The sequence below is a fragment of the Rubrivivax gelatinosus genome, from assembly GCF_016583785.1.
Classification (GTDB): domain Bacteria; phylum Pseudomonadota; class Gammaproteobacteria; order Burkholderiales; family Burkholderiaceae_C; genus Rubrivivax; species Rubrivivax gelatinosus_B.
In genome coordinates, this window is sequence record NZ_NRRU01000016.1 from 26,095 (window position 1) to 52,180 (window position 26,086).

At 71.4% G+C, this 26,086-nt stretch carries 24 protein-coding genes; 11 read left to right on the forward strand and 13 right to left on the reverse strand.

What is annotated here, in order from left to right:
* Positions 1-103 precede the first annotated feature (103 nt).
* Together CKO43_RS06130 and CKO43_RS06135 are read left to right on the forward strand one after the other, a co-directional pair.
* Positions 104-310, forward strand: a complete 207-nt coding sequence (locus tag CKO43_RS06130; RefSeq protein WP_200226681.1) for a hypothetical protein — start codon at positions 104-106, stop codon at positions 308-310.
* Positions 311-360: 50 nt separating this feature from the next.
* Positions 361-975 (forward strand): TetR/AcrR family transcriptional regulator, encoded by a 615-nt coding sequence (locus CKO43_RS06135; RefSeq protein WP_200226679.1) that lies wholly within the window; start codon positions 361-363, stop codon positions 973-975.
* A gap of 16 nt (positions 976-991) precedes the next feature.
* Here the strand turns inward: CKO43_RS06135 and CKO43_RS06140 are convergent, their stop codons facing one another.
* The 3 genes from CKO43_RS06140 to CKO43_RS06150 form a co-directional block, all read right to left on the reverse strand.
* Entirely contained in the window at positions 992-1,414 is a 423-nt protein-coding gene (locus CKO43_RS06140; protein ID WP_200226678.1) for a universal stress protein, read from the reverse strand.
* An 82-nt stretch (positions 1,415-1,496) separates the two neighbouring features.
* Positions 1,497-2,273: a metallophosphoesterase gene (locus CKO43_RS06145; RefSeq protein WP_200226677.1), complete on the reverse strand. Its 777-nt coding sequence runs from the start codon at positions 2,271-2,273 to the stop codon at positions 1,497-1,499.
* Between the two features lie 86 nt (positions 2,274-2,359).
* On the reverse strand, positions 2,360-4,228 hold the full coding sequence (locus CKO43_RS06150; protein ID WP_200226676.1) for a phosphoenolpyruvate carboxykinase (GTP): 1,869 nt from the start codon (positions 4,226-4,228) through the stop codon (positions 2,360-2,362).
* Between the two features lie 218 nt (positions 4,229-4,446).
* Between CKO43_RS06150 and CKO43_RS06155 the strand changes: the two genes are divergently transcribed.
* Entirely contained in the window at positions 4,447-5,013 is a 567-nt protein-coding gene (locus CKO43_RS06155) for an MOSC domain-containing protein (protein ID WP_200226675.1), read from the forward strand.
* On the opposite strand, the gene CKO43_RS06160 is transcribed toward CKO43_RS06155, so the two are convergent.
* Together CKO43_RS06160 and CKO43_RS06165 are read right to left on the reverse strand one after the other, a co-directional pair.
* On the reverse strand, positions 5,003-6,064 hold the full coding sequence (locus CKO43_RS06160) for an AbrB family transcriptional regulator (RefSeq protein WP_200378159.1): 1,062 nt from the start codon (positions 6,062-6,064) through the stop codon (positions 5,003-5,005). The genes CKO43_RS06155 and CKO43_RS06160 overlap by 11 nt on opposite strands.
* Positions 6,048-7,148: an alkene reductase gene (locus CKO43_RS06165; protein ID WP_200378160.1), complete on the reverse strand. Its 1,101-nt coding sequence runs from the start codon at positions 7,146-7,148 to the stop codon at positions 6,048-6,050. Before CKO43_RS06165 ends, CKO43_RS06160 begins: the two co-directional genes overlap by 17 nt.
* 61 nt (positions 7,149-7,209) lie before the next feature.
* Between CKO43_RS06165 and CKO43_RS06170 the strand changes: the two genes are divergently transcribed.
* Positions 7,210-8,064, forward strand: coding sequence for a 23S rRNA (adenine(2030)-N(6))-methyltransferase RlmJ (locus CKO43_RS06170; RefSeq protein ID WP_200226671.1), 855 nt, complete (start codon positions 7,210-7,212; stop codon positions 8,062-8,064).
* A gap of 8 nt (positions 8,065-8,072) precedes the next feature.
* Positions 8,073-9,512, forward strand: coding sequence for a hypothetical protein (locus CKO43_RS06175; RefSeq protein ID WP_200226670.1), 1,440 nt, complete (start codon positions 8,073-8,075; stop codon positions 9,510-9,512).
* An 83-nt stretch (positions 9,513-9,595) separates the two neighbouring features.
* Here CKO43_RS06175 and tgt read toward each other — a convergent pair whose 3' ends face one another.
* Together tgt and queA are read right to left on the reverse strand one after the other, a co-directional pair.
* On the reverse strand, positions 9,596-10,726 hold the full coding sequence (gene tgt / locus CKO43_RS06180; protein ID WP_200226669.1) for a tRNA guanosine(34) transglycosylase Tgt: 1,131 nt from the start codon (positions 10,724-10,726) through the stop codon (positions 9,596-9,598).
* Positions 10,727-10,737: 11 nt separating this feature from the next.
* Positions 10,738-11,772 (reverse strand): tRNA preQ1(34) S-adenosylmethionine ribosyltransferase-isomerase QueA, encoded by a 1,035-nt coding sequence (queA, locus tag CKO43_RS06185; protein ID WP_200226667.1) that lies wholly within the window; start codon positions 11,770-11,772, stop codon positions 10,738-10,740.
* A gap of 74 nt (positions 11,773-11,846) precedes the next feature.
* On the opposite strand from queA, the gene recG reads away from it, so the two are divergent.
* The 3 genes from recG to proC all read left to right on the forward strand — a co-directional run bounded on the left by recG (position 11,847) and on the right by proC (position 16,743).
* A complete protein-coding gene (gene recG, locus CKO43_RS06190) occupies positions 11,847-13,886 on the forward strand; it encodes an ATP-dependent DNA helicase RecG (protein ID WP_200378161.1) in 2,040 nt (679 codons plus the stop codon).
* Positions 13,887-14,192: 306 nt separating this feature from the next.
* Complete coding sequence (locus CKO43_RS06195) at positions 14,193-15,878, forward strand: hypothetical protein (protein ID WP_200378162.1); 1,686 nt, start codon at positions 14,193-14,195, stop codon at positions 15,876-15,878.
* Between the two features lie 49 nt (positions 15,879-15,927).
* Positions 15,928-16,743, forward strand: a complete 816-nt coding sequence (proC, locus tag CKO43_RS06200) for a pyrroline-5-carboxylate reductase (RefSeq protein WP_200378163.1) — start codon at positions 15,928-15,930, stop codon at positions 16,741-16,743.
* A gap of 46 nt (positions 16,744-16,789) precedes the next feature.
* Here proC and ubiA read toward each other — a convergent pair whose 3' ends face one another.
* Positions 16,790-17,674, reverse strand: coding sequence for a 4-hydroxybenzoate octaprenyltransferase (ubiA, locus tag CKO43_RS06205; RefSeq protein ID WP_346014395.1), 885 nt, complete (start codon positions 17,672-17,674; stop codon positions 16,790-16,792).
* Positions 17,675-17,726: 52 nt separating this feature from the next.
* Between ubiA and CKO43_RS06210 the strand changes: the two genes are divergently transcribed.
* The 3 genes from CKO43_RS06210 to CKO43_RS06220 all read left to right on the forward strand — a co-directional run bounded on the left by CKO43_RS06210 (position 17,727) and on the right by CKO43_RS06220 (position 21,269).
* A complete protein-coding gene (locus tag CKO43_RS06210) occupies positions 17,727-18,986 on the forward strand; it encodes a putative DNA modification/repair radical SAM protein (RefSeq protein ID WP_200378164.1) in 1,260 nt (419 codons plus the stop codon).
* Between the two features lie 124 nt (positions 18,987-19,110).
* On the forward strand, positions 19,111-20,646 hold the full coding sequence (locus CKO43_RS06215; protein WP_200378165.1) for a UdgX family uracil-DNA binding protein: 1,536 nt from the start codon (positions 19,111-19,113) through the stop codon (positions 20,644-20,646).
* Positions 20,643-21,269, forward strand: coding sequence for an alpha-ketoglutarate-dependent dioxygenase AlkB (locus tag CKO43_RS06220; protein WP_346728214.1), 627 nt, complete (start codon positions 20,643-20,645; stop codon positions 21,267-21,269). Before CKO43_RS06215 ends, CKO43_RS06220 begins: the two co-directional genes overlap by 4 nt.
* Here CKO43_RS06220 and CKO43_RS06225 read toward each other — a convergent pair.
* The 5 genes from CKO43_RS06225 to CKO43_RS06245 all read right to left on the reverse strand — a co-directional run bounded on the left by CKO43_RS06225 (position 21,250) and on the right by CKO43_RS06245 (position 25,997).
* Positions 21,250-21,684, reverse strand: coding sequence for a type II toxin-antitoxin system VapC family toxin (locus CKO43_RS06225; RefSeq protein WP_242477809.1), 435 nt, complete (start codon positions 21,682-21,684; stop codon positions 21,250-21,252). The genes CKO43_RS06220 and CKO43_RS06225 overlap by 20 nt on opposite strands.
* A 55-nt stretch (positions 21,685-21,739) precedes the next feature.
* Positions 21,740-22,009, reverse strand: a complete 270-nt coding sequence (locus CKO43_RS06230; protein WP_200226658.1) for a ribbon-helix-helix domain-containing protein — start codon at positions 22,007-22,009, stop codon at positions 21,740-21,742.
* 97 nt (positions 22,010-22,106) lie between these two features.
* Positions 22,107-23,747 carry a peptide chain release factor 3 gene (locus tag CKO43_RS06235; RefSeq protein ID WP_200226657.1) on the reverse strand — a complete coding sequence of 547 codons (1,641 nt, stop codon included), beginning with the start codon at positions 23,745-23,747 and terminating at the stop codon, positions 22,107-22,109.
* Between the two features lie 127 nt (positions 23,748-23,874).
* Positions 23,875-24,378 (reverse strand): Dps family protein, encoded by a 504-nt coding sequence (locus tag CKO43_RS06240; RefSeq protein WP_200226656.1) that lies wholly within the window; start codon positions 24,376-24,378, stop codon positions 23,875-23,877.
* Positions 24,379-24,539: 161 nt separating this feature from the next.
* On the reverse strand, positions 24,540-25,997 hold the full coding sequence (locus tag CKO43_RS06245) for a catalase (RefSeq protein ID WP_200378166.1): 1,458 nt from the start codon (positions 25,995-25,997) through the stop codon (positions 24,540-24,542).
* Positions 25,998-26,086 lie beyond the last annotated feature (89 nt).

Sequence of the window (26,086 nt, forward strand, 5' to 3'; positions counted from 1 at the left end):
GTGCATTCCGTCACGCGGCCGCTCGAACACGGGTGAACCCCGACTTCATCCCGGTCGCCTTGAGTCGATGCTGGTAACAGGAGACCACGATGGGAGACCAAACATGACGACGCGACACGAGACCCCCTGGTGGCGACGGCTGGCCCGGCGCGGCCCGAGCGCCTCGCGCCACGTGCCCGACGCCGGCGACATGGGCACCTGCTTCGGCCTGGAAGCCGTGCTGCAGGCCGAAGCCGAAGCTCACGCGCTGCGGGCCGAAGCCGCGGCGCTCAGCGCGCAACCGGCGGCGGAACCGTCGAGCGCCGTCTGAACATCGCCCGGTGCGCCGGGACGGGCCCGGCGCACCGATAGAATTTCGCCATGGTCAGACTGTCGTTTCGCGAACAGGTGCTGCGGGTTCGCGAAGACGCGATCGTCGCCTCGGTCAACCGCTTGCTCGCCGAGAAGGGTTTCGACCTGATGACGGTGGACGAGGTGGCCGCCGACGTCGGCATCGCCAAGGCCAGCCTCTACAAACACTTCCCGTCGAAGGAGGCGCTGGCCGCCGCGGCGATGGTGCGCCTGCTCGAACAGGCGCGCAACGTCGTCGACAGCCAGCAGGCCGAGACCGCGTTCGGGCGCCTGGAAGCGGTGACACGCTGGGCGCTGCAGCTGCAGCTGGCCGGCGAGATGCCTTCGCTGCCGTCGCAGAACTCGACGCTGCGTGCCGAGCTGATGGCGAGCAAACCCTATCTGGACCTGCTGATGGAAGTCAGCGACCGGCTCGGCGAGTGGATCGTGCAGGCCCAGGCCGACGGCGACATCGACCCGGCGCTGCCGCCCGAGGCGGCGCTGTACACGATCTTCGCGCGCGCCTGCGACCCGGTGCCGGCCTACCTGAAAGCCGGCGGCCGCTACAGCGACGAGCAGATCGTCGGCTGGGTGCTCGCGACCTGCATGAACGGGCTGCGACCGCGCCGCGCGCCGGCTGCCTGAAGCCGGCGCCGCGCCGTCAGCGGATCAGCAGCGCCGGCGTCTTGCAGCGCGCCAGCACCTTGGTCGCGACCGAGCCGAGCACCAGGTTGGCGAGGCTGCCGTGGCCGTGCGAACCGAGCACGACCAGGTCGTATTCGTTCTTCTCGGCGAGCGCGACGACGACGTCGGCCGGCGCACCGACCTTGTAGACGAAGTCGGCCTTCAACCCCTGCTTGGCGAAGAAGGCGCGGATCGGCTTGAAGACCTTCTCGGCCTCTTCCTCGTAGTGCGACTTCAGCACCGCCTTGTCGAGCACCGCGGCGGCGCGCGGCGGCACGGCGCCGACGGCGTTGACCACGGTGTACTGGTGCTGGCCGCCGAACCAGTCGTCGTGGGCCGCGAGATAGGCCAGCATGCGCTTGGTGAACGGGCTGCCGTCGACGGCGGCGAGGATCTTCATGCGCTGAGTCTCCAGGGTCGTTGTGGTGCTCCGAGTGTGGCACCGCAGCGGCAAGCCGGCGTGCTTCACCCCAGGGCAGGGCTCAGATCTCGATCAGCTTGAAAGGATCGAGCCCCTCGTGCTCGCCCTTCTTCGCCAGGCCGCGTGCCTGGCAGACGACACGCGTCGCACGCGCGCCGGCACGCTCGACACGGTAGTCGTGGCGGCAGTGCAGGTGGCCGTGCAGCCACAGGTCGGCGCGTGTGATCAGGTCGTCGTCGGCGTTGCAGAAGCTGGCCGTCGCCGGCTGGCGGCCGTAGCGCGGGTCGGCGCTCTTCAGGCTGGGCGCGAAATGGGTGACGACGACGCTCGCGTCCCAGCGCCCGCGCGCCGGCTCGGCGAGCACGGCCTCGAGCCAGGCACGGCAGGCCAGCGCCTCGGCACGCACCGCCTGGACGTCGAAGGGCTGGCCGCCGCGGCGCGCGTCCATCAGCCGCATGAAGTAGGCGGCGGCGCGCTGAGAACGTTCGCGCTCGGCGGCGCCGAAGAGGTCGAAGTCGTTCCAGCGCACGGTGCCGGCGAAGCGGATGCGGCGTCCGTCGGCGGCGTCGACGACGAGCGTCTCACGCTCCAGCAGTTTCAGGCCGTGGCGCTCGCAGGTTTCGGCCAGTGCCGGCCAGGCTTGGTCGAGCTCGCGGCCGTCGAACTCGTGATTGCCGGCGACGACCAGCACCGGCACCGGCCAGCCGGCGAACCGTTCGTAGGCCGTCCAGGTCGCGTCGATGTCGCCGCCCAGCACCAGCAGCTCGGCGCCGGGCGCGGGAACGGGCTCGAAGCTCTCGCTTTCGAGGTGCAGGTCCGACAGCAGCTGGATCTTCATCGTGGCGCGCCCAAAGAAAACGCCCGGCCTAAGCCGGGCGTTGCAGTCTCGCACGGGCCGTGACGGGCACGGCCGCGAGTGGACTATCAGGCCGAGAGGCGGGCCTCGATGCGCGCCATCGTCGCCGGCAGTTCGGCCGGCAGGCCGGCGGCGAGCTGCTTGAACAGCTCGGCGTGCAGCTTGAGCTCCTGCTTCCAGGCTTCGGGGTCGACGCCGATGACGCTGTCGAACTGCGCCTTCGTGAACGCCAGGCCTTCCCAGCGCAGGTCTTCGTAGCGCGGGCTGAGGCCGAAGACGTTCTCGACCGGCTCGCCACCGTGGCCTTCGGCGCGCTTGAGCATCCACTCCAGCACACGCATGTTGTCGCCGTAGCCCGGCCAGACGAACTTGCCGTCGGCGCCCTTGCGGAACCAGTTGACGCAGTAGATGCGCGGCAGCTTGGCGCCCTGGGCCTGCAGCTTGGCGCCGGTGTCCAGCCAGTGCTGGAAGTACGCGGCCATGTTGTAGCCGCAGAACGGCAGCATCGCGAACGGGTCGCGGCGCACGACACCTTGCGCGCCGACGGCGGCAGCGGTCGTCTCCGAGCCCATGGTCGCGGCCATGTAGACGCCTTCGGTCCAGTTGCGCGCCTCGGTCACCAGCGGCACGGTCGTGGAGCGGCGGCCGCCGAAGACGAAGGCGTCGATCGGCACGCCGGCGGCGTTGTCGTAGTCCGGGTCGAGCACCGGGTTGTGGATCGACGACACCGTGAAGCGTGCGTTCGGGTGCGCGGCCTTGGCGCCGGTTTCCTTGGCGATCGCCGGCGTCCAGTCCTTGCCCTGCCAGTCGATCAGGTGCGCCGGCGGGGTGTCGGTCATGCCTTCCCACCAGACGTCGCCTTCGTCGGTCAGCGCGACGTTGGTGAAGATGGTGTCGCCCTTGATCGAATCCATGCAGTTCGGATTCGTCTTGTAGTTCGTGCCCGGGGCGACGCCGAAGTAGCCGGCCTCGGGGTTGATCGCGTACAGGCGGCCATCGGCACCCGGCTTGATCCAGGCGATGTCGTCGCCGATGGTCGTGACCTTCCAGCCGTCATAGCCGGCCGGCGGCACCAGCATCGCGAAGTTGGTCTTGCCGCAGGCGCTGGGGAAGGCGGCGGCGATGTGGAACTTGTGGCCTTCGGGGTTGGTGACGCCCAGCACCGTCATGTGCTCGGCCAGCCAGCCCTGTTCGCGGCCCATCGTCGAGGCGATGCGCAGCGCGAAACACTTCTTGCCCAGCAGCGCGTTGCCGCCGTAGCCCGAGCCGTAGCTCCAGATCTCGTGCGTGTCGGGGTAGTGCACGATGTACTTGGTCTTGTTGCAAGGCCAGGCGACGTCCTGCTGGCCCGGCTCCAGCGGCGCGCCGACCGTGTGCACGCAGGGCACGAACTCGCCGTCGGCGCCCAGCACGTCGTAGACGGCCTTGCCCATGCGCGTCATCAGGCGCATGTTGGTCGCGACGTAGGCGCTGTCGCTCAGCTCGACGCCGATGTGGGCGATGTGCGAACCCAGCGGGCCCATCGAGAACGGGATCACGTAGAGCGTGCGGCCCTTCATCGCGCCCTTGAACAGCGCCTTGTCGCCGGTCTGCAGCAGCGTGCGCATCTCGGCCGGGGCCATCCAGTTGTTCGTCGGGCCGGCGTCTTCCTTCTTCGCGCTGCAGATGAAGGTGCGGTCCTCGACGCGGGCGACGTCGCTCGGGTCGCTCTTGGCGAGGTAGCTGTTGGGGCGCAGCTCGGGGTTCAGGCGCTGCATCGTGCCCGCGGCGACGAGGCGAGCGCAGAGGGCGTCGTACTCGGCCTCGGAGCCGTCGCACCAGTGGATGTCGGCGGCTTCGGTCAGCGCGGCGATCTCGGCCACCCAGGCCACCAGGCGGCTGTGCTTGACGTACTCGGGCACGTTCAGCTGCAGCCCTTCCATCGCGGGACGGTTCATGGACACTCCAGTTTTCTTCAGACAGTCAAAAAAGGCGGAATCTGGTCAGCCTCCCCCGCCGGGAGAGGTTCACCGGATACCGCCAACGCCCGACTTCGCCGCGCGTACGAGAATTCGCGCGAACAATGTAATCGCCATGTACCCCACACGGCAGCAGAGGTCATGCAAATTCCGAATAGAACGATGCCGTGTTTCGACCTCTGCCGGACCCAAACGACATGAAGCTGCTCAGCGTCAACATCGCCCGGGCGCACGAGATCCTGATCGGCCAACGCCGCGTGCTGACCGCGATCGACAAGCGCCCCGTCGACGGGCCGATCGAGGTGCAGCCGCTGGGCCTGGCCGGCGACGAGCAGGCCGACCTCTCGGTGCACGGCGGGCTCAGCAAGGCGGTCTACGCCTATCCGAGCGAGCACTACGCGTTCTGGCGCACGGTGCGCGCCCAGGCCAAGGTCTCGGGCTGGGACGACTCGCTGCCACCGGGCGCGATGGGCGAGAACCTGACGCTCGAAGGCGTGCTCGAGGACGGGCTCTACGTCGGTGACCGGCTCGTGTTCCCGGGCTGCGTGCTCGCCGTCAGCGAGCCGCGTTTCCCGTGTTTCAAGTTCAACGCGGTGATGGGCTTCCCGCAGGCGGCCAAGCTGATGGCGCAGTCGGGCTTCTGCGGCAGCTACCTCGCGGTGATCGAAGCCGGCACGCTCAGCGCCGGCCAGGACTTCGAGCTCGTGCCCGGCCCGCGCGAGGTGAACATCCGCGAGCTGTTCCGCGCGCGCGTCAGGGCCTGAGCCGCAGCTCGAGCGCGAACAGCGCCGGCATCAGCGTCAGCACGGCGATGTAGCGCACGACCTGGAAGGCCGTCACCACCGGCACGCCGAGCTGCAGCACCTGGGCCGTGATCGCCATCTCGGCGATGCCGCCGGGTGTCGTCGCCAGCACCGCCGTCGCTGCCGGCAGGCCCGCCGCCCGGCCCAGCAGCCAGCCGTAACCGGCTGAAACCACGAGCATCGCGAGCGTGCCCGCAGCCACCGCGGCCAGCCAGCGCGGCGCCGCCTGCGCGAACGCGGGCGTGAAGCGTGTGCCCAGCGCGACGCCGAGCGCCATCTGGCCGAAGGCGCTGGCTCCCGGCGGCAGCGCCGACAGCTCCAGCCCTGCCGCGCAGGGCAGCAGGGTCGCCAGCAGCGGCCCCAGCACCCAGGGGTTGGGCGCTTTCAGGCGCTGCAGCAGCACGACGCCCGCCGCGGCGCCGACGGCCAGCGCCGCCAGCCCCGGCAGCCGCACGGCCGTCGCGGCCGTTGCCGAGGCCTCGTCCCCGTGCACGCCGAAAGCCTGCAGCGTCAGCGGCACCAGCGTGACGACGAGCAGCACACGCAGCGAATGCGCCGCGGCGACGCGGTCGACCCGGCCGCCGGCACGTTCGGCGAGCAAGGCCATCTCCGAGGCGCCGCCGATCGCGGCGGCGTAGAAGCAGGTCGCGCGGTCACCGCCGTGCAGGCGGTGCAGCATGCGGTAGAACAGATAACCCAGCAGCAGCGCCCAGAGCACGCCGAGCACGATGGCCGGCGCGATGCGCAGGATCAGCGCCGCCACGTCCGGCGAGAAGTGCAGCCCGAGCCCGACACCGATCAGCGCCAGGCCCAGGTTGCGCAGCCGCACCGAGGCCATCACCGGCACGCCGGCGACGCCGAGCGCAGCCGTCGCCAGCAGCGGCCCCAGCATCCAGGGCAGCGGCAGATGGACGGCCCGGCAGCCCAGCGCCGCCAGGCCGGCCAGCACGAGCGTGGCGCCGATGCGCAGCGCCCGTGCCGTCGAACCGGCGCCTTCAGGCGCCGGCGGCATCCAGCGTCGGGTAGTCCGTGTAACCCTCGGCGCCGCCGCCGTAGAGCTTGGGCACGTTCAGCGGGTTCAGCGCCGCACCGCGGCGCAGGCGCAGGCCGAGGTCGGGGTTGGCGATGAAGGGCCGGCCGAAGGCCACCGCGTCGACGGCGCCCGACGAGACGGCCTCGAGCGCCAGCTCCCGCGTGTAGCCGTTGTTGGCGATCCACGGGCCGGCGAAGTGCCGGCGCAGCGCCGCGTAGTCGAAGGGCGCGACGTCGCGCGCGCCGCCGGTCTGGCCTTCGATGACGTGCACGAAGGCCAGGCCGAGCCCGGCCACGCGGTCCAGCGCCAGCGTGTACAGCGCCTGGGCGTCGCTGTCCTGGGCGGCGTCGTTGACCGGCGTCACCGGCGAGATGCGCACGCCGGTGCGGCCGCCGCCGATCGCGCCGGCCACCGCCGTCAGCACCTCGACGAACAGGCGCACACGGTTCTCGGGCGAGCCGCCGTAGGCATCGGTGCGGTCGTTGATGCTGTCGCGCAGGAACTGCTCGATCAGGTAGCCGTTGGCGGCATGGACCTCGACGCCGTCGAAACCGGCTTCGATCGCGCTGCGCGCGGCGTGCACGTAGGCGGCGACGACGCCGGGGATCTCGTCGCTGCCCAGCGCGCGCGGCGTCGAGCAGTCGACGAAGCCCTCGGCGGTGAAGGTCTTGGCCTTGGCCGCACGCGCGGTCGAGGACACCGGCGCCACGCCGCCCGGCTGCAGCGAGACGTGCGAGATGCGGCCGACGTGCCAGAGCTGGATCACGGCGCGGCCGCCTTCGGCATGGATCGCGTCGGTGACGCGGCGCCAGGCCGCAACCTGCTCGGGCGAATAGATCCCCGGCGTGTCGAGGTAGCCCTGGCCCTCGGGGCAGATCTGCGCCGCCTCGGTGACGATCAGGCCGGCGCCGGTGGCCGGGTTGGCGCGCTGGCGGTAGTACTCGACCATCAACTCGTTGGGAACCTGGCCGGCGCCGGCGCGGTTGCGCGTCAGCGGGGCCATGACGATGCGGGTGGCGGCGGCGATGTCGCCGTACTGGATGGGGTCGAACAGGGTGCTCATGCGGACTAGATTACTGCAGCGCAGCATCCGCTGCAGGCCGGCCGTGGCACAGTCCCGCCCCATGCTCGCCTATCGACACGCATTTCACGCCGGCAACCATGCCGACGTCCTCAAGCACCTCGTCTTCGTCGCGGTGCTGCGCCACATGGCGCAAAAAGAAAAAGGCTTTCGCGTCGTCGACACCCATGCCGGCGCTGGCGGCTACTCGCTGGAGAGCCGCTACGCGCGCCAGAAGGCCGAATACGCCGCCGGCATCGAACGCCTGTACGACGCGCCCGACCTGCCGCCGGCACTGGCGGACTACGTCGCCCAGGTGCGCGCCTTCAACGGCGGCAACGCACTCAAGCAGTACCCCGGCTCGCCGGCGATCGCACGCCAGCTGCTGCGGCCGCAGGACCAGCTGCGCCTGTTCGAGCTGCACCCGACCGACCACCGCATCCTGGCCTCGTTCGTAGAGGACGTGCCGGGCGCGCAGGTGGCGATGAGCGACGGTTTCGCGGCGCTGAAGTCGACGCTGCCGCCGCCCACGCGCCGCGGCGTCGTGCTGATCGACCCGCCTTACGAGATCAAGACCGACTACACGCGCACGCTGGGCGCGTTGCGCGAGGCGCTGGAGCGTTTCGCCGACGCCGTCGTCGTGATCTGGCTGCCGCAGCTGCAGCTGCTCGAGTCGCGCCAGCTGCCGCAGCGCCTGAAGGCCAGCGCCGACGCGCACGCGAAAAAAGGCTGGCTGCACGCGCGGCTGACGGTGGCGAACGCCGACACGCGCGGCTTCGGCATGCTGGGCTCCAGCGTCTTCGTGGCTAACCCGCCGCACACGCTGCACGAGGCGCTCGCGCCCTGCCTGCCGCTGCTGGCACGCACGCTCGGCGAAGGCCACGGCCAGCACGCGCTCGAACGATCGACCCACGCTTGATACCCACGATGAGAACGACACGGAGGAGGCGCCTGGGCGCCGCCGCCGGCGCGCTGGCGCTGGCGGCTTCGATGGCACAGGCGCAGAGCGCGCCGACGACGCAGACGACACCGGCGGCGCTGGTCGCCGGATTCGAGCGCACCGAGCTGCCCGGCGGCGAACACATGGGGCTGGCGCAGATCGCCTACCTCGTCGAGTTCGCGCCCGGCTGGCGTGCCGGGCCGGCGCTGTACGGCTCCGCCACCGGCCAGCGCGGCGGCCTGTTCACCTGGGGCGCCGAGGCACAGAAGCTCTGGCGCTTCGGCGAGCGCTGGCAGGCCGTCGGCGGCCTGTACGTCGGCGGTGGCGGCGGCGGCAACGCGCCGGTCGGCGGCGGGCTGATGCTGCGCCCGCACGCCGACCTGCTCTACGGCTTCGATGGCTGGGCGCTGGGGGTCTCGGCTTCGCAGGTGCGGTTCCCGAACGGCGACATCCGCAGCTCGCAGCTCGGCGTGGTGCTGAGCGTCGACGACCGCTTCGAACACGGCACGCCGGGCAGCGCCTGGCGCGGTGCCGGCGAGTCCTGGCTGCGTGTGGACCGCCTCGTGCTCGGCGGCGGCCGCTACGCCGAACCGGCGCCGGGCGCCGATTCGCTGGGCGTGATCAGCCTGCGCGCCGAACACGACCTCGGGCCGGTCTGGATCGCCAGCGCCGAAGCCGGCGCCGCGGTGCAGGGCGACGGCGACGGTTATGCCGAGTTCGGCGCCGGCCTGGCGGCGCTGTGGCCGACGCCGCTGCCGGGCCTGCGCCTGGGCGGCCGCGCGATGCTGGGCCTGGGCGGCGGCGGCGCCGTGCCCACCGGCGGCGGCATCATCGGCAAGGCGGCGCTGCTGGCGCGCTGGCAGTTCGCCGGCCCCTGGCTGGTCGAACTCGAAGGCGGGCGCGTGCACGCCTTCAGCGGCGGCGACCTGGACAGCAACTACGCGATGCTGTCGCTGGGCCGCAGCTTCGGCGCGCCGGGCGCCGGCACGCCGGCAGTCGAGACCGAGTTCGCGCTCGCGGCGCAGAGCTACGACGCCCAGCGCCGCGACGGCAGCCGCCGCCGGCTCGAGACCGTCGGCCTGAAGATCAGCCGAGCACTCGACGAGCGCTGGTACCTCGCCGGTCAGGCCTTCGGTGCGGTGACCGGCGGCGCCGGCGCGTATTCGGTCGGCCTGGTCGGCCTGGGCGCACGCTGGCCGGTGGCCACGGGCTGGAGAGTCGGCGCCGAGGCGCTGGCCGGCGCGGCCGGCGGCGGCGGCGTCGACAGCAAGGGCGGCGCCATCGTCCAGCCCAAGCTCTGGGTCGGCACCGACGTCGGCCGCCACGGCCGGCTGCAGCTGGGCGCGGGCTACATCCGCTCGCTGCGCGGCGAGCTGTCGGCGCCGCTGGTCGAGCTGAGCTGGGGCGTCGCGCTCGGGCGGCCCTGAGCCACTCGGTCGCCGGCTGACAGGGCGCGGCCGGGCCCTCACCCCAACCCTCTCCCGCGAGCGGGAGAGGGGGCCGGATGGCTTCAGCCGATGCCGCGCGCGCGGTCGGCCTTGAACTGCAGGCGGAAAGCCTCGAAGCGCCCTTGGTCCAGCGCTTCGCGTACTTCGTGCATCAGGTTCAGGTAGTAGTGGATGTTGTGGATGCTGGCGAGCATGGGCCCCAGCATCTCGCCGCAGCGGTCCAGGTGGTGCAGGTAGGCGCGGCTGAAGTTGCGGCAGCAGTAGCAGCTGCAGGTCTCGTCGAGCGGGCGCTCCGACGCGCGGTGCTTGGCGTTGCGGATCTTCAGGTCGCCGAAACGCGTGAACAGGTGGCCGTTGCGCGCATTGCGCGTCGGCATCACGCAGTCGAACATGTCGACGCCGCAGGCGACGCCCTCGACCAGGTCCTCGGGCGTGCCGACGCCCATCAGGTAGCGCGGCTTGGCCGCCGGCAGCCGGTGCGGCGTGTGCGCCATGATGCGCAGCATCTCGTCCTTGGGCTCGCCGACGCTGACGCCGCCGATCGCGTAGCCCGGCAGGTCCATCTCGACCAGCGCGTCCAGCGACTCCTGGCGCAGGTGCTCGAACATGCCGCCCTGGACGATGCCGAAGAGCGCGTTCGGGTTCTCCAGCCGCTTGAACTCGGCGACGCAGCGTCGGGCCCAGCGCCGGCTCAGCTCCATCGAAGAGCGCGCCTGGGCCTCGGTCGTCAGCTGGCCCTTGCTCTCGTACGGCGTGCACTCGTCGAACTGCATGACGATGTCCGAGTTGAGCACCGTCTGGATCTGCATGCTCGTCTCAGGCGTCAGGAAGAGCTTGTCGCCGTTCACCGGCGAGGCGAACTTGACGCCTTCCTCGCTGATCTTGCGCATCTCGCCCAGGCTCCAGACCTGGAAGCCGCCGCTGTCGGTGAGGATGGGCTTGTGCCAGCCCTCGAAGCGGTGCAGGCCACCGAAGGCCTGCAGCACGTCCAGCCCCGGGCGCATCCACAGGTGGAAGGTGTTGCCGAGGATGATCTGGGCGCCGGCCTCCTCGAGCGAGCGCGGCAGCACGCCCTTGACGGTGCCGTAGGTGCCCACTGGCATGAAGATCGGCGTCTCGACGACGCCGTGGTTCAGCGTCATACGACCGCGGCGCGCATGGCCCTCGGTCTTCAGCAGTTCGTAGCGGAGCATGGGCAGGAAGTTCAGGTGCTGCGGTCGAGCAGCATCGCGTCGCCGTAGCTGAAGAAGCGGTAGCGTGCCTCGACGGCGTGGCGGTAGAGCGCGCGGATGTGGTCGGTGCCGGCGAAGGCGCTGACCAGCATCAGCAGCGTGCTCTTGGGCAGGTGGAAGTTCGTGATCAGCCGGTCGACGACGCGGAACTCGAAGCCCGGGCGGATGAAGATGCCGGTGTCGCCCGACGACGGCACGAGCGTGCCGCCCGCCGCGGCCGATTCGAGCGCACGCAGCGTCGTCGTGCCGGCGGCGACGATGCGGCCGCCGCGCGCCCGCGTCTGCTCGATCGCCGCGACCGTGGCCGCATCGACCTCGAACCGCTCCTGGTGCATCTTGTGCTCGTCCAGGTTCTCCACGCGCACCGGCTGGAAGGTGCCGGCGCCGACGTGCAGCGTGACCGCGGCGCGGCGCACGCCGCGTGCTTCCAGCAGCGCCAGCAGCGCCTCGTCGAAGTGCAGCGACGCCGTCGGCGCCGCCACCGCGCCCGGGCGTGCGGCGAACACCGTCTGGTAGCGCGCCACGTCCTCGGCCGCGTCTTCGTGCGTGATGTAGGGCGGCAGCGGCACGTGGCCGTGGCGCTCGAGCAGCACCAAGGGGTCTTCGGGGAAGCGCAGGTGGAACAGCGAGCCGTCGGGGCCGTCGCGGCCCAGCACCTCGGCGTCGAAGGCTTCGGCGAAACGCACCGTCGTGCCCGGCCGCGGCGACTTGCTGGCGCGCAGATGCGCCAGCACCTCGTGGCCGCCGAGCACACGTTCGACCAGCGCCTCGACGCTGCCGCCGGTGGGCTTTTCGCCGCGCAGGCGCGCCTTGATGACGCGGGTGTCGTTGAAGACCAGCAGGTCGCCCGGGGCCAGCAGCTGAGGCAGCTCGCGAAAGACGCGGTCCACCGGCAGCGCGCCGCGGCCGTCGAGCAGGCGCGAGGCGCTGCGTTCGGGGGCCGGGTGCTGGGCGATCAGCTCGGGCGGGAGCGGGAAATCGAAATCGGAGAGGGTGAGATCAGTCATCGTGCAGGCTGTACCGGCCTGGAGTCGCGACGGTCTCGATTGTTCCATGCCCTCGGCGGCGACAATCGCGCGCCATGTCGGAAACCGCACGCCAGAGCACCAAATCGGCCCCGCAGCGGGCGCTGGAACGCCTGGGCCTGCTGCGCGACATCGACCTCGCGCTGCACCTGCCGATGCGCTACGAGGACGAGACCCGGGTCGAGCCGATCGCCGCGCTGCACGACGGCGACAGCGCCCAGGTCGAGGGCGTGGTGCGCGACAGCCACGTCGAGCAGCGGTCCCGCCGCCAGCTCGTCGTGCGCCTGGCCGACACCAGCGGCGAGCTGACGCTGCGTTTCCTGCACTTCTACCCGTCGACGCAGAAGCAGCTGGCGCCCGGTGCGCGCATCCGCGCACGCGGCGAGCTGCGCGTCGGTTTCCTCGGCCGCGAGATGGTGCACCCGACCGTCAGGCGTGTGGACGAGAACACGCCGCTGGCTGCGTCGCTGACGCCGGTCTACCCGGCCAGCGCCCAGCTGCCGCAGGCCTATCTGCGCAAGGCCGTGGCCGCGGGCCTGTCGCGGGCGCCGCTGGACGAGCTGCTGCCGCCGGGCACGCTGCCGCCGGGCCTGCCGCCGCTGCGCGAGGCGCTGCAGCTGCTGCACCACCCGCCGCCGGGCATCGCGATGGGCGCGCTGGAAGACCACAGCCACCCCGCCTGGCAGCGGCTGAAGTTCGACGAGCTGCTGGCGCAGCAGCTGTCGCAGCTGCAGGCGCGCATCGAACGCGCGCGGCTGGCGGCGCCGGCCTTGCGCGACACCGAGCTGCCGGCGCGGCTGCGCACGGTGCTGCCGTTCACACTGACCGCGGCGCAGGAACGTGTCGTCGCCGAGATCGACGCCGACCTGGCGCTGGCGCAACCGATGCACCGGCTGCTGCAGGGCGACGTCGGCTCTGGCAAGACGGTGGTCGCGGCGCTGGCGGCGGCCACCGCGATCGGCTCGGGCTGGCAGTGCGCGCTGATGGCGCCGACCGAGATCCTGGCCGAGCAGCATTTCAAGAAGCTCGTCGACTGGCTGCTGCCGCTGGGGCTGCAGGTCGCCTGGCTGACCGGCAGCCGCAAGGGCAAACAACGCAAGGCGATGCTGGAGCTGATCGCCTCGGGCGAGGCGGCGCTGGTCGTCGGCACGCACGCGGTGATCCAGGAGGACGTGGTCTTCGCGCGCCTGGGGCTGGCGGTGGTCGACGAGCAGCACCGCTTCGGCGTCGCCCAGCGCCTGGCGCTGCGGCGCAAGCTGGAGCTGCAGGCGCTGGAGCCGCACCTGTTGATGATGAGCGCCACGCCGATCCCGCGCACGCTGGCGATGACCTACTTCGCCGACCTGGCCGTCAGCACCATCGACGAGCTGCCGCCGGGGCGCACGCCGGTCGTGACCAAGGTCTTCGCCGACGACAAGCGCGAGCAGGTGGTCGAGAAGATCCGCGACGAGGTGGCACGCGGGCGCCAGGTCTACTGGGTCTGCCCGCTGGTCGAAGAAAGCGAGCACATCGACCTGCAGAACGCGACCGCGACACACGCGCTGCTGAGCGAAGCGCTGCCGGGCGTAGCCGTCGGCCTGCTGCACGGGCGGCTGCCGGCGGCCGAGAAGGCGGCGGTGATGGCCGAGTTCTCCGCCGGGCGGCTGCAGCTGCTGGTGGCCACCACCGTCATCGAGGTCGGTGTCGACGTCCCCAACGCCAGCCTGATGGTGATCGAACACGCCGAACGTTTCGGCCTCGCGCAGCTGCACCAGCTGCGCGGGCGTGTCGGCCGCGGCGCGGTGGCCAGCGTCTGCGTGCTGCTCTACACCGCGCCGCTGTCGGCCACCGGCAAGGCGCGGCTGCGCGCGATGGCCGAGACCACCGACGGCTTCGAGATCGCACGCCGCGACCTCGACATCCGCGGCCCGGGCGAGTTCATGGGTTCGCGCCAGAGCGGCGACGCGCTGCTGCGTTTCGCCGACCTGGCCGAGGACGACGCGCTGCTGGAGCGAGCGCGCGAACTGGCGCCCAGGCTGCTGCGCGAGCATCCGGCGGCGGCACGCGCGCACGTGCAGCGCTGGCTGGGCGGCAAGGCGGAGTTCCTGAAAGCCTGAGCGCCCCGCATCCCCGGGACGACGCCGGTCGCCGAGCCTCTTATCCTGGCGGGACAAGAACGCTCCAGGGAGGAAGCGATGGTCTGCATGAGGAGCTTGCGGCTTCGGGCCGTCGGCATGGCCTTGGCCTGTGTTTTGAGCGCCTGCGGAGGCGGCGGAGGCGGTGGCGAGGAGCCGGCCCCGAGCTCGGGCCTCGTCCCCACAGCACCCACGCCAGGCGCCACGCTGTACACCGACGCCACTCTCCTGCGGCCCGTCGCCGACGGCGCCAGCTGGACCTATCGTGGCACCGCCGAGTGGGCCGCGATGCCGACCACCATCTACCAGAACGTCGTCAGCCAGGCCCGCGCGAGCGACGGCACGATGGTCGAAAGCGCCACCGACATCGGCCACACCGGGACCGGCGAGCAGGCCGTCTCGGCCTCAGGTGGCGAGGTGGCGACGATCTCCGGTTTCGCGGTCGCCTACGAGCCACCCACCGCGCTGCGCTACCTGGAACTGCGCTCGCCGGTGCGCGTAGGCGACCAGTACACGACGCTGGACCTGCACCGCAAGGACAGCGGCTACGACGCCGATGGTGATGGCCGTAACGACGCGGTCGACTACGCGATCTACAGCCGCGTCATCGGCACCGAGACGGTCGATCTGGTGCACGCCCCGGGCGTGAAGACGGTACGCGTGCGCACGACGCAGGCCGTGCGCTACACGCTGAGCTACAGCGGCCAGCAGACCGAAGTAGTGTCGGCGACGACCGACCTCTGGTACGCCGAAGGCGTCGGCATCGTCAAGCGCGTCGACGACTATCCGTCGTCCGTCGCCGAAACCGGTCGCGATGTGACGACTGAGGAACTGGTCGTGTTCGACGGCGTGGCCAAGGGCCTCGGCCCGATGGCTAAGACCGCACTGACCACGGCGGGCGGACAGCGCGTGCAGGAGTTCCGCGCCGCCGTCGGTTTCGGTGATCACGTGCTGCTGATGACGATGCTCCAGGCGGGCCAGGACGCCGGCGTCACGGTGCACAAGCTGGACGCACGGGGCCAGTGGCTGTCCGGTCACGACGTCGCCGGATTCCCGAACTCCGACGCACAACTGGTGCGCCTGGGCGAGCGCGTGCTGGCCCTCGCCCACGACGACGCCGGCATCGTGATGCAGGCATTCGACGCCGAAGGCGTGCCGGCCGGCAGCGGCGTGCGCCTCGTGTCCGGCTCGCTGACGCGCCTGGCCGGTGCCTGGTGGTACGGCGCCGCAGTGTCGCGCGACACCCTGTGGGTCGTGTGGGAGGAGCAGGTCGGCGGCACCTTCGGAACGTACCGCCTGCGGGCCCAACCGTTCGACGCCGCCGGCCGGGCACTGGCTGCGGCCTCGACGCTGACCGAGGGCCAGAGCACCGCGAACAGCATCAGCGGCCTGAGCGCCACGGGCCGCAGCTCCGGCGCCGCGCTCGTGACCTGGAGCGAGTTCAGCGACGGCCAGGGTTATCTGCGTTATGCGGTACTGGACGGCCAGTCGGCGCCGGATGTGCATGGCATCGGGCCGATCTCTTTCACGGCGTCGCTGAAGCCCGCGGTGGTTTCCTCGGGTTCGGCTCTGCTGTGGGTGTCGCCATCCCGCGGCGGAGCGCTCAGCGGTGTCACGCTCTCGCAGGACGGCAGCATTCTCACCACACCCGGGAAGTCGCTGCTGGAGGAAGTCCTGCCAGTCGAATGGTGGTCGCGAACAGACGGCTTCGTCCTGTCGGGCGATCAGACGATCGACATCGTCGCGCAGGAACAGAACGCGAAGCTGTGGCCGGAGGACTTCCCCAGGGCGCTGCAAACACTGACCGAACTGAAGCCAGGCGCCGGCTCGCTGGCGGCCACCGGCACGGTGCGTCTCCTGGCGCGCGGCATCGACTCCTGGCCAACGGCGCTGGTGGAGCTGGACGGCAGAATCCTGATGATCATCTGGGAGTCCGCGGGCCTGTCGACGCAGGTCGTCTGGCGCCGTCCCTGAACCGGCGGCGGCCGGGAGGCGTGCGGAGCCGCTGGCTACACTGCCCCGCATGAACCCCTCGAACATCGCCTTCATCGGCGGCGGCAACATGGCCGGCGCCTTGATCGGCGGGCTGCTGAAGAGCGGCCGTGCGCCGGCGTCCATCCTCGTCGTCGAGCCCTTCGCGGCGCAGCGCGAGCGGCTGCAGCGCGAGTTCGGCCTGGCGCCGCTGGCCGAGGCCGGCCCGGCACTGGCCTCAGCCGGCACCGTCGTCTGGGCCGTCAAGCCGCAGCTGTTCCGCGAAGCCGCGGCGCCCTGCGCCGCGCACATCGGCGGCGCACTGCAGCTCAGCGTGATGGCCGGCGTGCGCAGCGACGCCATCGCCGCCGCGAGCGGCAGCGAGCGTGTCGTGCGCGCGATGCCGAACACGCCGGCGCTGATCGGCCGCGGCATCGCCGGGCTGTATGCGCGCGACGCGGTGACACCGGCCGAACGCGGCGTCATCGAGGCGCTGCTCGCGCCGACCGGGCGCACGGTCTGGGTCGACCGCGAAGCCGACCTCGACGCGGTGACGGCGCTGTCGGGCTCGGGCCCGGCCTACGTCTTCTACGTGCTCGAGGCGATGATGAAAGCCGGCGTCGAGATGGGCCTGCCCGAGGCCCAGGCGCGTGCGCTGGCGCTGGCCACCTTCGACGGCGCGACGGCACTGGCCGAGGCCTCGCCACTGCCCCCGGCCGAGCTGCGCGCCCAGGTCACGTCCAAGGGCGGCACGACCTACGCGGCGATCACGTCGATGGAAGCCGACGGCGTCGGCCCGGCGCTGGTGCGCGCGATGGGCCGGGCGCGCGAACGGGCACGCGAGCTGGGCGACGAGTTCGGGTCCTGAGGCGGCAGCGCGATTCGACGCGCGACGGCTGCGGGGCAGCCCGGCGTCAGCGCGCCGCCAGGTCGACGACGACCCCGGCGAAGACCGCGAAGCCCACCCAGTGGTTGACGCGGAAGGCGCGAAAGCAGCCGTCGCGGCTGCGCTCGCGGATCATCGTCCAGTGCCACAGCGCCTGCGCTGCGGCTGCGGCAATGCCCAGCAGGAAGACCGAACCGAGACCCAGCGACAGGCCGACAACGGCCCAGATCGCCAGGAACAGGCCGTAGAAGGCCATCACGCCGACGACGTCCAGCCGGCCGAGCGTGATCGCCGAGGTCTTGATGCCGATGCGCAGGTCGTCGTCGCGGTCGACCATCGCGTACTCGGTGTCGTAGGCCAGCACCCAGAACAGGTTGCCCAGCAGCAGCCACCACGCGGCCGGCGGCACCGCGGCGAAGTTCCATTCCTGCCCGCCCTGCGCGGCCGCGAACGCCATCGGGATGCCGAAGCTGAAGGCCACGCCCAGCACCGCCTGCGGCATCGACACGAAACGTTTGGCGTAGGGGTAGACCAGCGTCACCGCCAGCCCGAAGAAGGACAGCAGGATCGTCGGCGGGTTGGTCGTCAGCACCAGCAGGAACGAGACGAAGGCCAGCGCCGCGCCGACGCCCAGCGCGTCGGGCACACCGAGCGCGCCGCTGGTCACCGGGCGCTGCGCGGTGCGTTTGACGTGGCGGTCGAACTCGCGGTCGGCGACGTCGTTGATGCAGCAGCCGGCGCTGCGCATCAGCACCGTGCCCAGCGTGAAGACGGCGATCAGGTGCAGACCGGGGAAGCCGTCGGCGGCGATCCACAGCGCCGCCAGCGTCGGCCACAGCAGCAGCAGCCAGCCGGCCGGGCGGTCCCAGCGGATCAGGTCCAGGTAGAGATTGAAGCGGCGCGCGGCGATCACGGCGGCGATTATCCGGTGAGCGCCCGGCATGGAAACTGTATATTCATACAGCATGGATCTGATCCGCAAGCTCGCCATCCTCGCCGACGCCGCCAAGTACGACGCGTCCTGCGCCAGCAGCGGTGCCGCCCCGCGCGACTCGCGTGGCGGGCGCGGCATCGGCTCGACCGCGCCCATGGGCATCTGCCACAGCTTCACGCCCGACGGCCGCTGCGTGTCGCTGCTCAAGCTGCTGCTGACCAACTACTGCGTCTACGACTGCCTCTACTGCGTCAACCGCGTCAGCAGCAACGTGCCGCGCGCACGTTTCCGCATCGACGAGGTCGTCGCGCTGACGCTGGACTTCTACCGCCGCAACTGCATCGAGGGCCTGTTCCTCAGCTCGGGCATCGTGCGCAGCCCCGACCACACGATGGAGCAGCTGGTCGAGGTGGCGCGCCGGCTGCGCGAGGATCACGACTTCCGCGGCTACATCCACCTGAAGACCATCCCCGATGCCAGCCCCGGGCTGCTGGCCGCCGCCGGCCGCCACGCCGACCGCCTCAGCCTGAACGTCGAGCTGCCGACGGCGCAAGGCCTGGCGACGCTGGCGCCGCAGAAGGACGCGCTGGCGATCCGCGGCGCGATGGGCCGGCTGCACCAGCGCATCGAGGACGCCAAGGACGCGGCGCGCGAACGCCCCCCGGTCTCTCTGCCCGGCGCCCCGCCCCGGCGGGCGCCGCCGCCGCGTTTTGCGCCCGGCGGCCAGAGCACGCAGATGATCGTCGGCGCCGACGCCAGCGACGACCGCAGCATCATCAGCACCGCCGCGACGCTGTACCGCGACTACCGGCTGCGCCGCGTCTACTACTCGGCCTTCAGCCCGATCCCCGACGCCGCACGGGCGCTGCCGCCGGTGGCGCCGCCGCTGGCGCGCGAGCACCGGCTGTACCAGGCCGACTGGCTGGTGCGCTTCTACGGTTTCGGCCATGACGAGATCGTCACCGGCAGCGACGGCATGCTGGTGCTCGAGCACGACCCCAAGCTCGCCTGGGCGCTGGCGCACCGCGAACGTTTCCCGGTCGACCTGAACACCGCGCCGCGCGAGCTGCTGCTGCGCGTGCCCGGGCTGGGCGTACGCACCGTCGAGCGCCTGCTGGTGGCGCGGCACGGCCGCCGCCTGCGCCACGCCGACCTGAAGGCGCTGCGGGTGCCGCTGGCCAAGGCCCTGCCCTTCGTCGTGCTCGCCGACCACCGGCCCGGCAAGGTGCCCGACGCCGCCGCACCGCGGCCGGCGCAGCAGCTCGGGCTGTTCGACGCGGCGCCGGCATGAAAGCCATGTCTCATGCCCGCTCGCCGGAACCGGCCGGGCGGGCGGCGGGTGCACGACGGACGCTGCCGGCGGGTCCGGCGCTCATTTGCCCGGCAGCACGGGCCGACTGGCCCGAGGAGTGCAGGTGAGCCGGGTCGAACTCGCGCACGAGGCCGACTTTGACGGCTTTCGCGCCGCCGCTCGCCGGCTGCTCGCGGCCGGCACACCGCCCGAAGCCATCGCCTGGAGCGTGGCCGGCGGCGCCGACGCCGACCTCTTCGCTGCCGAACCGGCGCCCGCGCCGGCCTGGCCCGACGCGCCGCCGCTGGCCGCGCCGGCAGCCTTCGTGGCACTCGCGTCGGACGTCGTGCAGCACGCCGACCCGGCGCGTTTCACGCTGCTGTACCGGCTGCTGTGGCGGCTGCAGCGCGAGCCGGCGCTGCGCCGCGACCCGCTGGACGCCGACCGGCATCGCGCCGCGGCGATGGCGCAGGCGGTGCGGCGCGAGCAGCACCACATGGAGGCTTTCGTGCGCTTCCGCGGCTTCACCGACGCCGACGACCAGCCCTGGCAGGCCGCCTGGTACGAGCCGGCGCACCACGTGGTCGACGCCGTCGCGCCCTTCTTCGCGCGCCGCTTCGCGACGCTGCGCTGGTGCCTGCTGACGCCGCGGCGCAGCGCGCGCTGGGACGGCGCGCAGCTGAGCTTCGGCCCCGGCGCACGGCGCGAGGACGCACCCGGCGCCGACGCCGGCGAAGCGCTCTGGCTGACCTATTACGCCAGCACCTTCAACCCGGCGCGGCTGAACACCCGGGCGCTGGACCAGCACCTGCCGCGGCGCCATCGCGAGCTGCTGCCCGAGGCGGCGCTGATCCCGACGCTGACGGCGCAGGCCGGCGCGCGCACCCAGGTGATGCTGGCCTGCCCGCCCAGCGCTGCAGCACGGCGCTTGCCGGCTGCGGCGAGGGCGCCGCGACCTGAGTTCGAACCGGAGGCGCCGGTCGGGCAGCTCCTGCCCACCGCCAACGGCTCCGCCGGGATGATCACGCCGGTGCCGCCCGCCTCCGACCGGCCCGCGCGCCGCATCGCGCTCGAATCGCAGCGCGAGGCCGCCTCGGCCTGCCGCGACTGCGCGCTGGGTGCGCTCGCGACGCAGACCGTCTTCGGCGAAGGCCCGCTGGACCCACCGCTGATGCTGGTCGGCGAACAGCCCGGCGACCTGGAAGACCACCAGGGCCGGCCCTTCGTCGGCCCGTCGGGGCAGCTGCTCGAGCGCGCGCTCGCCGCGCTCGGCTGGGAGCGCTCCGTCGCCTACGTCAGCAACGCCGTCAAACACTTCAAGTACGAGCTGCGTGGCAGGCGCCGGATGCACAAGACGCCGGCGCAGCACGAAGCCGACGCCTGCCGGCACTGGCTCGAAGCCGAGATCGCGCTCGTGCGGCCGCAAGCCGCGATCGCGCTCGGCGCCACCGCGGCGCGCCAGCTGCTCGGCCGCCCGGTCGCCGTGATGCAGGAACGCGGCCGCTGGCTCAGGCGCGACGACGGCCTGCCGGTGCTGGTGACGCTGCATCCTGCCGCGCTGCTGCGCGGCGACCCGGCCGAACGCGAGACGGCGTGGGCCGCCTGGCTGGACGATCTGCGCGCCGCCGACCCGGTGGCGCGCGGCGGCGCGCTGCCGTGAACACGCCGCTGTCGACGGCGCAGCCCGACCTCTTCGGCAGCGCCGGACTGCTGCCGCCGGGTTTCGTCTTCACGCCCGACTTCGCCACGCCGGCCGAGGAAGCGGCGCTGATCGACCTGGCCGCGACGCTGCCGTTTGCCGAGGCGCGCTACCACCAGTACACGGCGCGCCGACGGGTCGTCGCCTGGGGCTCGGCGCGGCACGAGGTCGGCGCCGACGAGCCGAACCGGCGGCCGCTGCACGAGCTGCCGCCGGCGCTGGCCACGCTGCGCACGCGGCTCGCGGCCTGGGCCGGCCTGGCGGCGGAGGAGATCGTGCAGGTGCTGATGTCCGAGTACCGCCCCGGCACGCCGCTGGGCTGGCACCGCGACGCGCCGCAGTACGAGCTGATCGCCGGTGTCTCGCTCGGCGGCCCGGCGCGGCTGCGGCTGCGGCCCTGGCCGCCGGAAAGCGGCAGCCGCGACGACGTCATCAGCCTGGACCTGGCGCCGCGTTCGGCCTACCGGATGAGCGGCCCGGCGCGCTGGGGCTGGCAGCACGGGCTGCCGCCGGTGCCGGCGTTACGCTGGTCGGTGACGATGCGCAGCGCGCGAGCGAGCGCGATCAGGCCGTCAGCAGGTTGATCAGCGCGCGAGCACTGCGGTCGCGGTAGACGTCGAAGTCGGAATCGACCGACAGCAGGTGGCGGATCTTCAGCCGTGCCGCGGCTTCGGCGATCGACGCGTCGGCGAGGTCGAACGGCAGGTCGGCAAACCGTTCGCTGATCGCCAGCACCTCGGCCAGCGACACCGCCTGCGGCGTGTCGACGACGACGGCGCCGCGCTGCACCCAGCGCAGGAAGTCGATTGCGGCTGCGCTGGCGATGCGGCGCGACAGCAGCGCCGTCACCTCGTTCAGCACCGGCCAGGTGCTGATCAGCTGCGCCTCGCGGTTGGCCGCCAGCCAGTCGCGTGTGCGCGCGTGCCAGGCGTCGCGCCGATTCATCAGCGCCAGCAGCGGCCCGCTGTCGACCAGCACCGGCCCGCGGTGCGGCAGCAACGGCGGCGGCGGTGGTTCCTGGGCCGCCACCGCAGCCGCGGCGGCCGATCGCGGCTTAGACGCTGCCATCGAGCCCGCGGCGCTTGTCGGCCCAGACCTCGGCCGCGTGTTCCCGGTGCCGGCCGGACAGATCGGCCGGGCCTTCGTAGCGTCCGAACAGCTCGGCGCCCAACTCGTAGGCCGACGGCGGCGCGGCCGCCTCGCCGGCGTCCAGGTAACAGACCAGCGCGGCGCGGATCACATCGCTGGTGCTGCGCTTGCTGCGCTGGGCGCTGTCGCGCAGGCGCTGTTCGAGCGCGGCGTCGAGCTTGACGGTGACGGTCATGGTGCTCGCCCGGGATCAGGAAATACGCAGCGTATTACGCTGCATCCACAAGCGTCAAGCGAGCAGCCCCGGGGCGCAGCACCTGGGGCTGCGCTGATCAGCCGTCCAGCTGCTTCTGGAACACCAGCCCGGCGTGCTCGCGCAGCGCGTGGAACTTGATCTTGGGCCAGTTCTCCTGCATCGCACGCAGCTCGCCGGCGTATTCCAGCAGCACGCAGGGCGCGTCGACGGCGTCGAGCGCGACGCGGTGGGCGTTGCCGTCGATGAAACGCTTGAGTTCACGCTCGCCGCCGTCGGCGTCATCGCAGGTGACCCAGCGCGCGACGTTGTAGCGCGCCGGCATGATGCGCGCCTTGACGCCGTATTCGTGCTCCAGCCGGTGGGCGACGACTTCGAACTGCAGCTGGCCGACGGCGCCCAGCAGCAGCAAGCTGCCGGCGACCGGGCGGAAGACCTGGATCGCGCCTTCTTCGCCGAGCTGGGTCAGGCCGGCACGCAGCTGCTTGGTGCGCAGCGGGTCGGCCACTTCGACGGCGCGAAACATTTCCGGCGCGAAGAAGGGCAGCCCGGTGAACTGCAGGCTCTCACCTTCGGTCAGCGTGTCGCCGAGCTGCAGCACGCCGTGGTTCGGAATGCCGATGATGTCGCCGGCAAAGGCCTCTTCCAGCAGCTCGCGGCGCTGCGACAGGAAGCTCACCACCGTGTTCGGCCGCAGCTCCTTGCCCGAGCGCACCACCTTCAGCCGCATGCCGCGTTCGAAGTGGCCGCTGGCCACGCGCAGGAAGGCGATGCGGTCGCGGTGCGCCGGGTCCATGTTCGCCTGGATCTTGAAGACGACGCCGGTGAACTTGGGCTCGGCCGGCTGCACCTCGCGCTGCAGCGCCGGGCGCGAACCCGGTGCCGGCGCCATGTCGACGAGTGCGTCCAGCACCTCGCGCACGCCGAAGTTGTTGATCGCCGAGCCGAAGAACATCGGCGTCTGGCGCCCCGCCAGGAACTCGGTCTCGTCGAACGGGGGCGAAGCCTCCTGCACCAGTTCGACCTCGCCCGCGGCTTCCATGTAGGCGCTGCCGAAACGTTCCTCCAGCACCGGGTTGGCCAGGCCATGGATGATCTCGTCGTCCTGGGTCGCACGCTCCTCGCCGGGCGAGAACACGCGCATCTGGTCCTTGCCCAGGTCGAGCACGCCGCCGAAGAACTTGCCCATGCCCACCGGCCAGGTGAAGGGCACGACGCTCATGCCGAGCTCACGCTCGATCTCGTCCATCAGGGTGAGCGGCGCCTGCACCTCGCGGTCCATCTTGTTGACGAAGGTGAGGATGGGCGTGTTGCGCGCGCGGCAGACCTGCAGCAGGCGGCGCGTCTGCGGCTCGACGCCGTTGGCCGCGTCGATGACCATCAGCGCCGCGTCGACCGCGGTCAGCACGCGGTAGGTGTCTTCGGAGAAGTCCTGGTGGCCCGGGGTGTCGAGCAGGTTGATGACGCAGTCGCGGTACTCCATCTGCATCACCGAACTCGCCACCGAGATGCCGCGCTGCTTCTCGATCTCCATCCAGTCGGAGGTGGCGTGGCGGCTGGCCTTGCGCGCCTTCACCGAGCCGGCGATCTGGATCGCGCCGGAGAACAGCAGCAGCTTCTCCGTCAGCGTGGTCTTGCCCGCGTCGGGGTGGCTGATGATGGCGAAGGTGCGGCGGCGGCGCACTTCGCTGTCGAGGCGGGATGAAGTCTCGGTGGCCATGGGCTTTTCTCGGGCGAACCGCGAATTATCGTCGGCGCTCATGAAAAAGCCCCGCCCGAAGCCGGCGTGGGCCGGCCCCGGCGGGGCGTCGTACACGATCGGGCGGCCCGTCAGCGGGCCGCGGCGCTCATTCTTCGAGCAGCGAGCGCAGCATCCAGGCGGTCTGTTCGTGCACCGTCAGGCGCTGCGTCAGCAGGTCGGCCGTGGGCTCGTCGCCGGCCTTGTCGGCCAGCGGGAAGATGCCGCGTGCGGTGCGCGCCACGGCTTCGTGGCCGTCGACGAGGATCTTGACCATCGCCAGCGCCTTGGGCGGCGTCGCCGGCACGTCGGGCACCGAGGCCAGCGCGCCGAACTGGGCGTAGGAGCCCGGGGCGTGGTGGCCGAGCGAGCGGATGCGTTCGGCGATCGGGTCGACCGCGGTCCACAGCTCGGTGTACTGGGTCATGAACATCGTGTGGAGCGTGTTGAACATCGGCCCCGTGACGTTCCAGTGGAAGTTGTGCGTCGTCAGGTACAGCGTGTAGGTGTCGGCCAGCAGCTTGCTCAGGCCTTCGGCGATCGCCGCCCGGTCCTTCTCGCTGATGCCGATGTTGATGGCCGGCGCGGAGCCGGTGGCCTTCTTCTTTGCCATTCACTCTCTCCTGAAAGTCGATATGCCCCGCGACTCTAACGAAGCCGCGGGACAGGGCGAGCATAGCCGGCGCAAGTGTCAGGCGAACGGGTGCCGGCCAGAGGCCAGCACCGCGAGACCGAAGGCGACGATGGCACCGCCGATGATGGGCTTCAGGCGCTTCATCGTGCGCTCCGGGCCCTGAGCGCGGCCGCAACACCCTCGGCGTAGGCCGGGTCGGCCTTGGCGAGGTGGCCGAGCCAGCGGTCCTGCAGCGTGGCGTCGACCTGCGACAGCGGCCCGGCCATGTTGTCGAACAGGTCCTGGCGCTCTTCGGCCGACAGCAGCCGGAACAGGTTGCCGGGCTGCGTGTAGTCGTCGGCCGCCGGGCGCGGGTCGAAGCGGCCGCTCGTGCCGTTCAGCGCCCAGCCGGGCTCGCCGTGGCCGTGGTCGCCGTCGGGCACACCCGCGGCATCCACCGGCTGGTAGTTCTGCGCCCGGCCGAAGTTCTCGACCGCCATCGCACCGTCGCGCTGCTGGTGCTGCACCGGGCAGCGCGGGCGGTTCACCGGCAGGTACTGGTGGTTGGTGCCGACGCGGTAGAGCTGGGCGTCGTGGTACGCGAACAGCCGGCCCTGCAGCATCTTGTCGGGGCTGAAGCCCAGCCCCGGCACGACGTGACCCGGGCTGAACGCCGCCTGCTCGACGTCGGCGTGGTAGTTGTCGGGGTTGCGGTCGAGTTCGAGCACGCCGACTTCCAGCCGCGGGAACTCGCCCTGCGGCCAGACCTTGGTCAGGTCGAAGGCGTCCCAGCCGGTGCGGCGCTCCCAGTCGAGGCGCTGGGCGTCGTCCATCACCTGCACGTAGGCGGTCCAGCGCGGGAAGCGGCCGCTTTCGATCGCCTGGAACAGGTCGCGCTGGGCGTAGTCGGGGTCTTCACCGGCGATGCGCACGGCGTCACGCGCTTTCAGGTTCTTGATGCCTTGCTGGGTCTTGAAGTGCCACTTGACCCAGACGCGCTCGCCGGCCTCGTTGATCAGGCTGAAGGTGTGGCTGCCGAAGCCGTCCATGTGGCGGTAGCCGTCGGGCGTGCCGCGGTTGGAGAACAGGATCGTCACCTGGTGCAGGCTCTCCGGCGTGTTCGCCCAGAAGTCGAACATCATCTGCGGCGACTTCAGGTTGGAGAACGGGCAGCGCTTTTGCGTGTGGATGAAGTCCGGGAACTTGATCGGGTCCTTGATGAAGAAGGTCGGCGTGTTGTTGCCGGTGAGGTCCCAGTTGCCGTCCTCGGTGTAGAAGCGGATCGCGAAGCCGCGCGGGTCGCGTTCGGTGTCGGCACTGCCCTTCTCGCCGCCGACGGTGGAGAAGCGCACGAAGGTCTCGGTCGTCTTGCCGACCGCGCTGAACAGCCTGGCCTTGGTGTAGCGCGTGATGTCCTGCGTCACCGTGAACCGGCCGTAGGCGCCCGAGCCCTTGGCGTGCACGACCCGCTCGGGAATGCGCTCGCGGTTGAAGTGCTGCAGCTTCTCGATCAGGTGCACGTCCTGCAGCAGCAGCGGGCCGCGGGCACCGGCGCTCATCGAGTTCTGGTTGTCGGCGACGGGGATGCCGGAAGCCGTGGTCAGGCGGGTGTTCGTCATGCGCTCTCCTTGTGGAAGGCCGGAGGTCCGGCATGACGAGCAGCTTAAGAACGCGAGGCCAATAGCTCCATTAGATCGTTTCGAATCCG

Excerpts from the sequence above, each read along its gene's own strand:
- CKO43_RS06195 (WP_200378162.1), top strand. The coding sequence starts at position 14,193 with ATGCCGACCACCATCTACCAGAACGTCGTCAGCCAGGCCCGCGCGAGC.
- CKO43_RS06245 (WP_200378166.1), bottom strand. The coding sequence starts at position 25,997 with ATGACGAACACCCGCCTGACCACGGCTTCCGGCATCCCCGTCGCCGAC.
- CKO43_RS06130 (WP_200226681.1), top strand. The coding sequence starts at position 104 with ATGACGACGCGACACGAGACCCCCTGGTGGCGACGGCTGGCCCGGCGC.
- tgt (WP_200226669.1), bottom strand. The coding sequence starts at position 10,726 with ATGCTCCGCTACGAACTGCTGAAGACCGAGGGCCATGCGCGCCGCGGT.
- CKO43_RS06165 (WP_200378160.1), bottom strand. The coding sequence starts at position 7,148 with ATGAGCACCCTGTTCGACCCCATCCAGTACGGCGACATCGCCGCCGCC.
- CKO43_RS06170 (WP_200226671.1), top strand. The coding sequence starts at position 7,210 with ATGCTCGCCTATCGACACGCATTTCACGCCGGCAACCATGCCGACGTC.
- CKO43_RS06140 (WP_200226678.1), bottom strand. The coding sequence starts at position 1,414 with ATGAAGATCCTCGCCGCCGTCGACGGCAGCCCGTTCACCAAGCGCATG.
- CKO43_RS06210 (WP_200378164.1), top strand. The coding sequence starts at position 17,727 with ATGGATCTGATCCGCAAGCTCGCCATCCTCGCCGACGCCGCCAAGTAC.
- queA (WP_200226667.1), bottom strand. The coding sequence starts at position 11,772 with ATGACTGATCTCACCCTCTCCGATTTCGATTTCCCGCTCCCGCCCGAG.
- recG (WP_200378161.1), top strand. The coding sequence starts at position 11,847 with ATGTCGGAAACCGCACGCCAGAGCACCAAATCGGCCCCGCAGCGGGCG.
- CKO43_RS06145 (WP_200226677.1), bottom strand. The coding sequence starts at position 2,273 with ATGAAGATCCAGCTGCTGTCGGACCTGCACCTCGAAAGCGAGAGCTTC.
- CKO43_RS06135 (WP_200226679.1), top strand. The coding sequence starts at position 361 with ATGGTCAGACTGTCGTTTCGCGAACAGGTGCTGCGGGTTCGCGAAGAC.
- proC (WP_200378163.1), top strand. The coding sequence starts at position 15,928 with ATGAACCCCTCGAACATCGCCTTCATCGGCGGCGGCAACATGGCCGGC.
- CKO43_RS06150 (WP_200226676.1), bottom strand. The coding sequence starts at position 4,228 with ATGAACCGTCCCGCGATGGAAGGGCTGCAGCTGAACGTGCCCGAGTAC.
- CKO43_RS06230 (WP_200226658.1), bottom strand. The coding sequence starts at position 22,009 with ATGACCGTCACCGTCAAGCTCGACGCCGCGCTCGAACAGCGCCTGCGC.
- CKO43_RS06155 (WP_200226675.1), top strand. The coding sequence starts at position 4,447 with ATGAAGCTGCTCAGCGTCAACATCGCCCGGGCGCACGAGATCCTGATC.
- CKO43_RS06240 (WP_200226656.1), bottom strand. The coding sequence starts at position 24,378 with ATGGCAAAGAAGAAGGCCACCGGCTCCGCGCCGGCCATCAACATCGGC.
- CKO43_RS06160 (WP_200378159.1), bottom strand. The coding sequence starts at position 6,064 with ATGCCGCCGGCGCCTGAAGGCGCCGGTTCGACGGCACGGGCGCTGCGC.
- CKO43_RS06175 (WP_200226670.1), top strand. The coding sequence starts at position 8,073 with ATGAGAACGACACGGAGGAGGCGCCTGGGCGCCGCCGCCGGCGCGCTG.
- CKO43_RS06235 (WP_200226657.1), bottom strand. The coding sequence starts at position 23,747 with ATGGCCACCGAGACTTCATCCCGCCTCGACAGCGAAGTGCGCCGCCGC.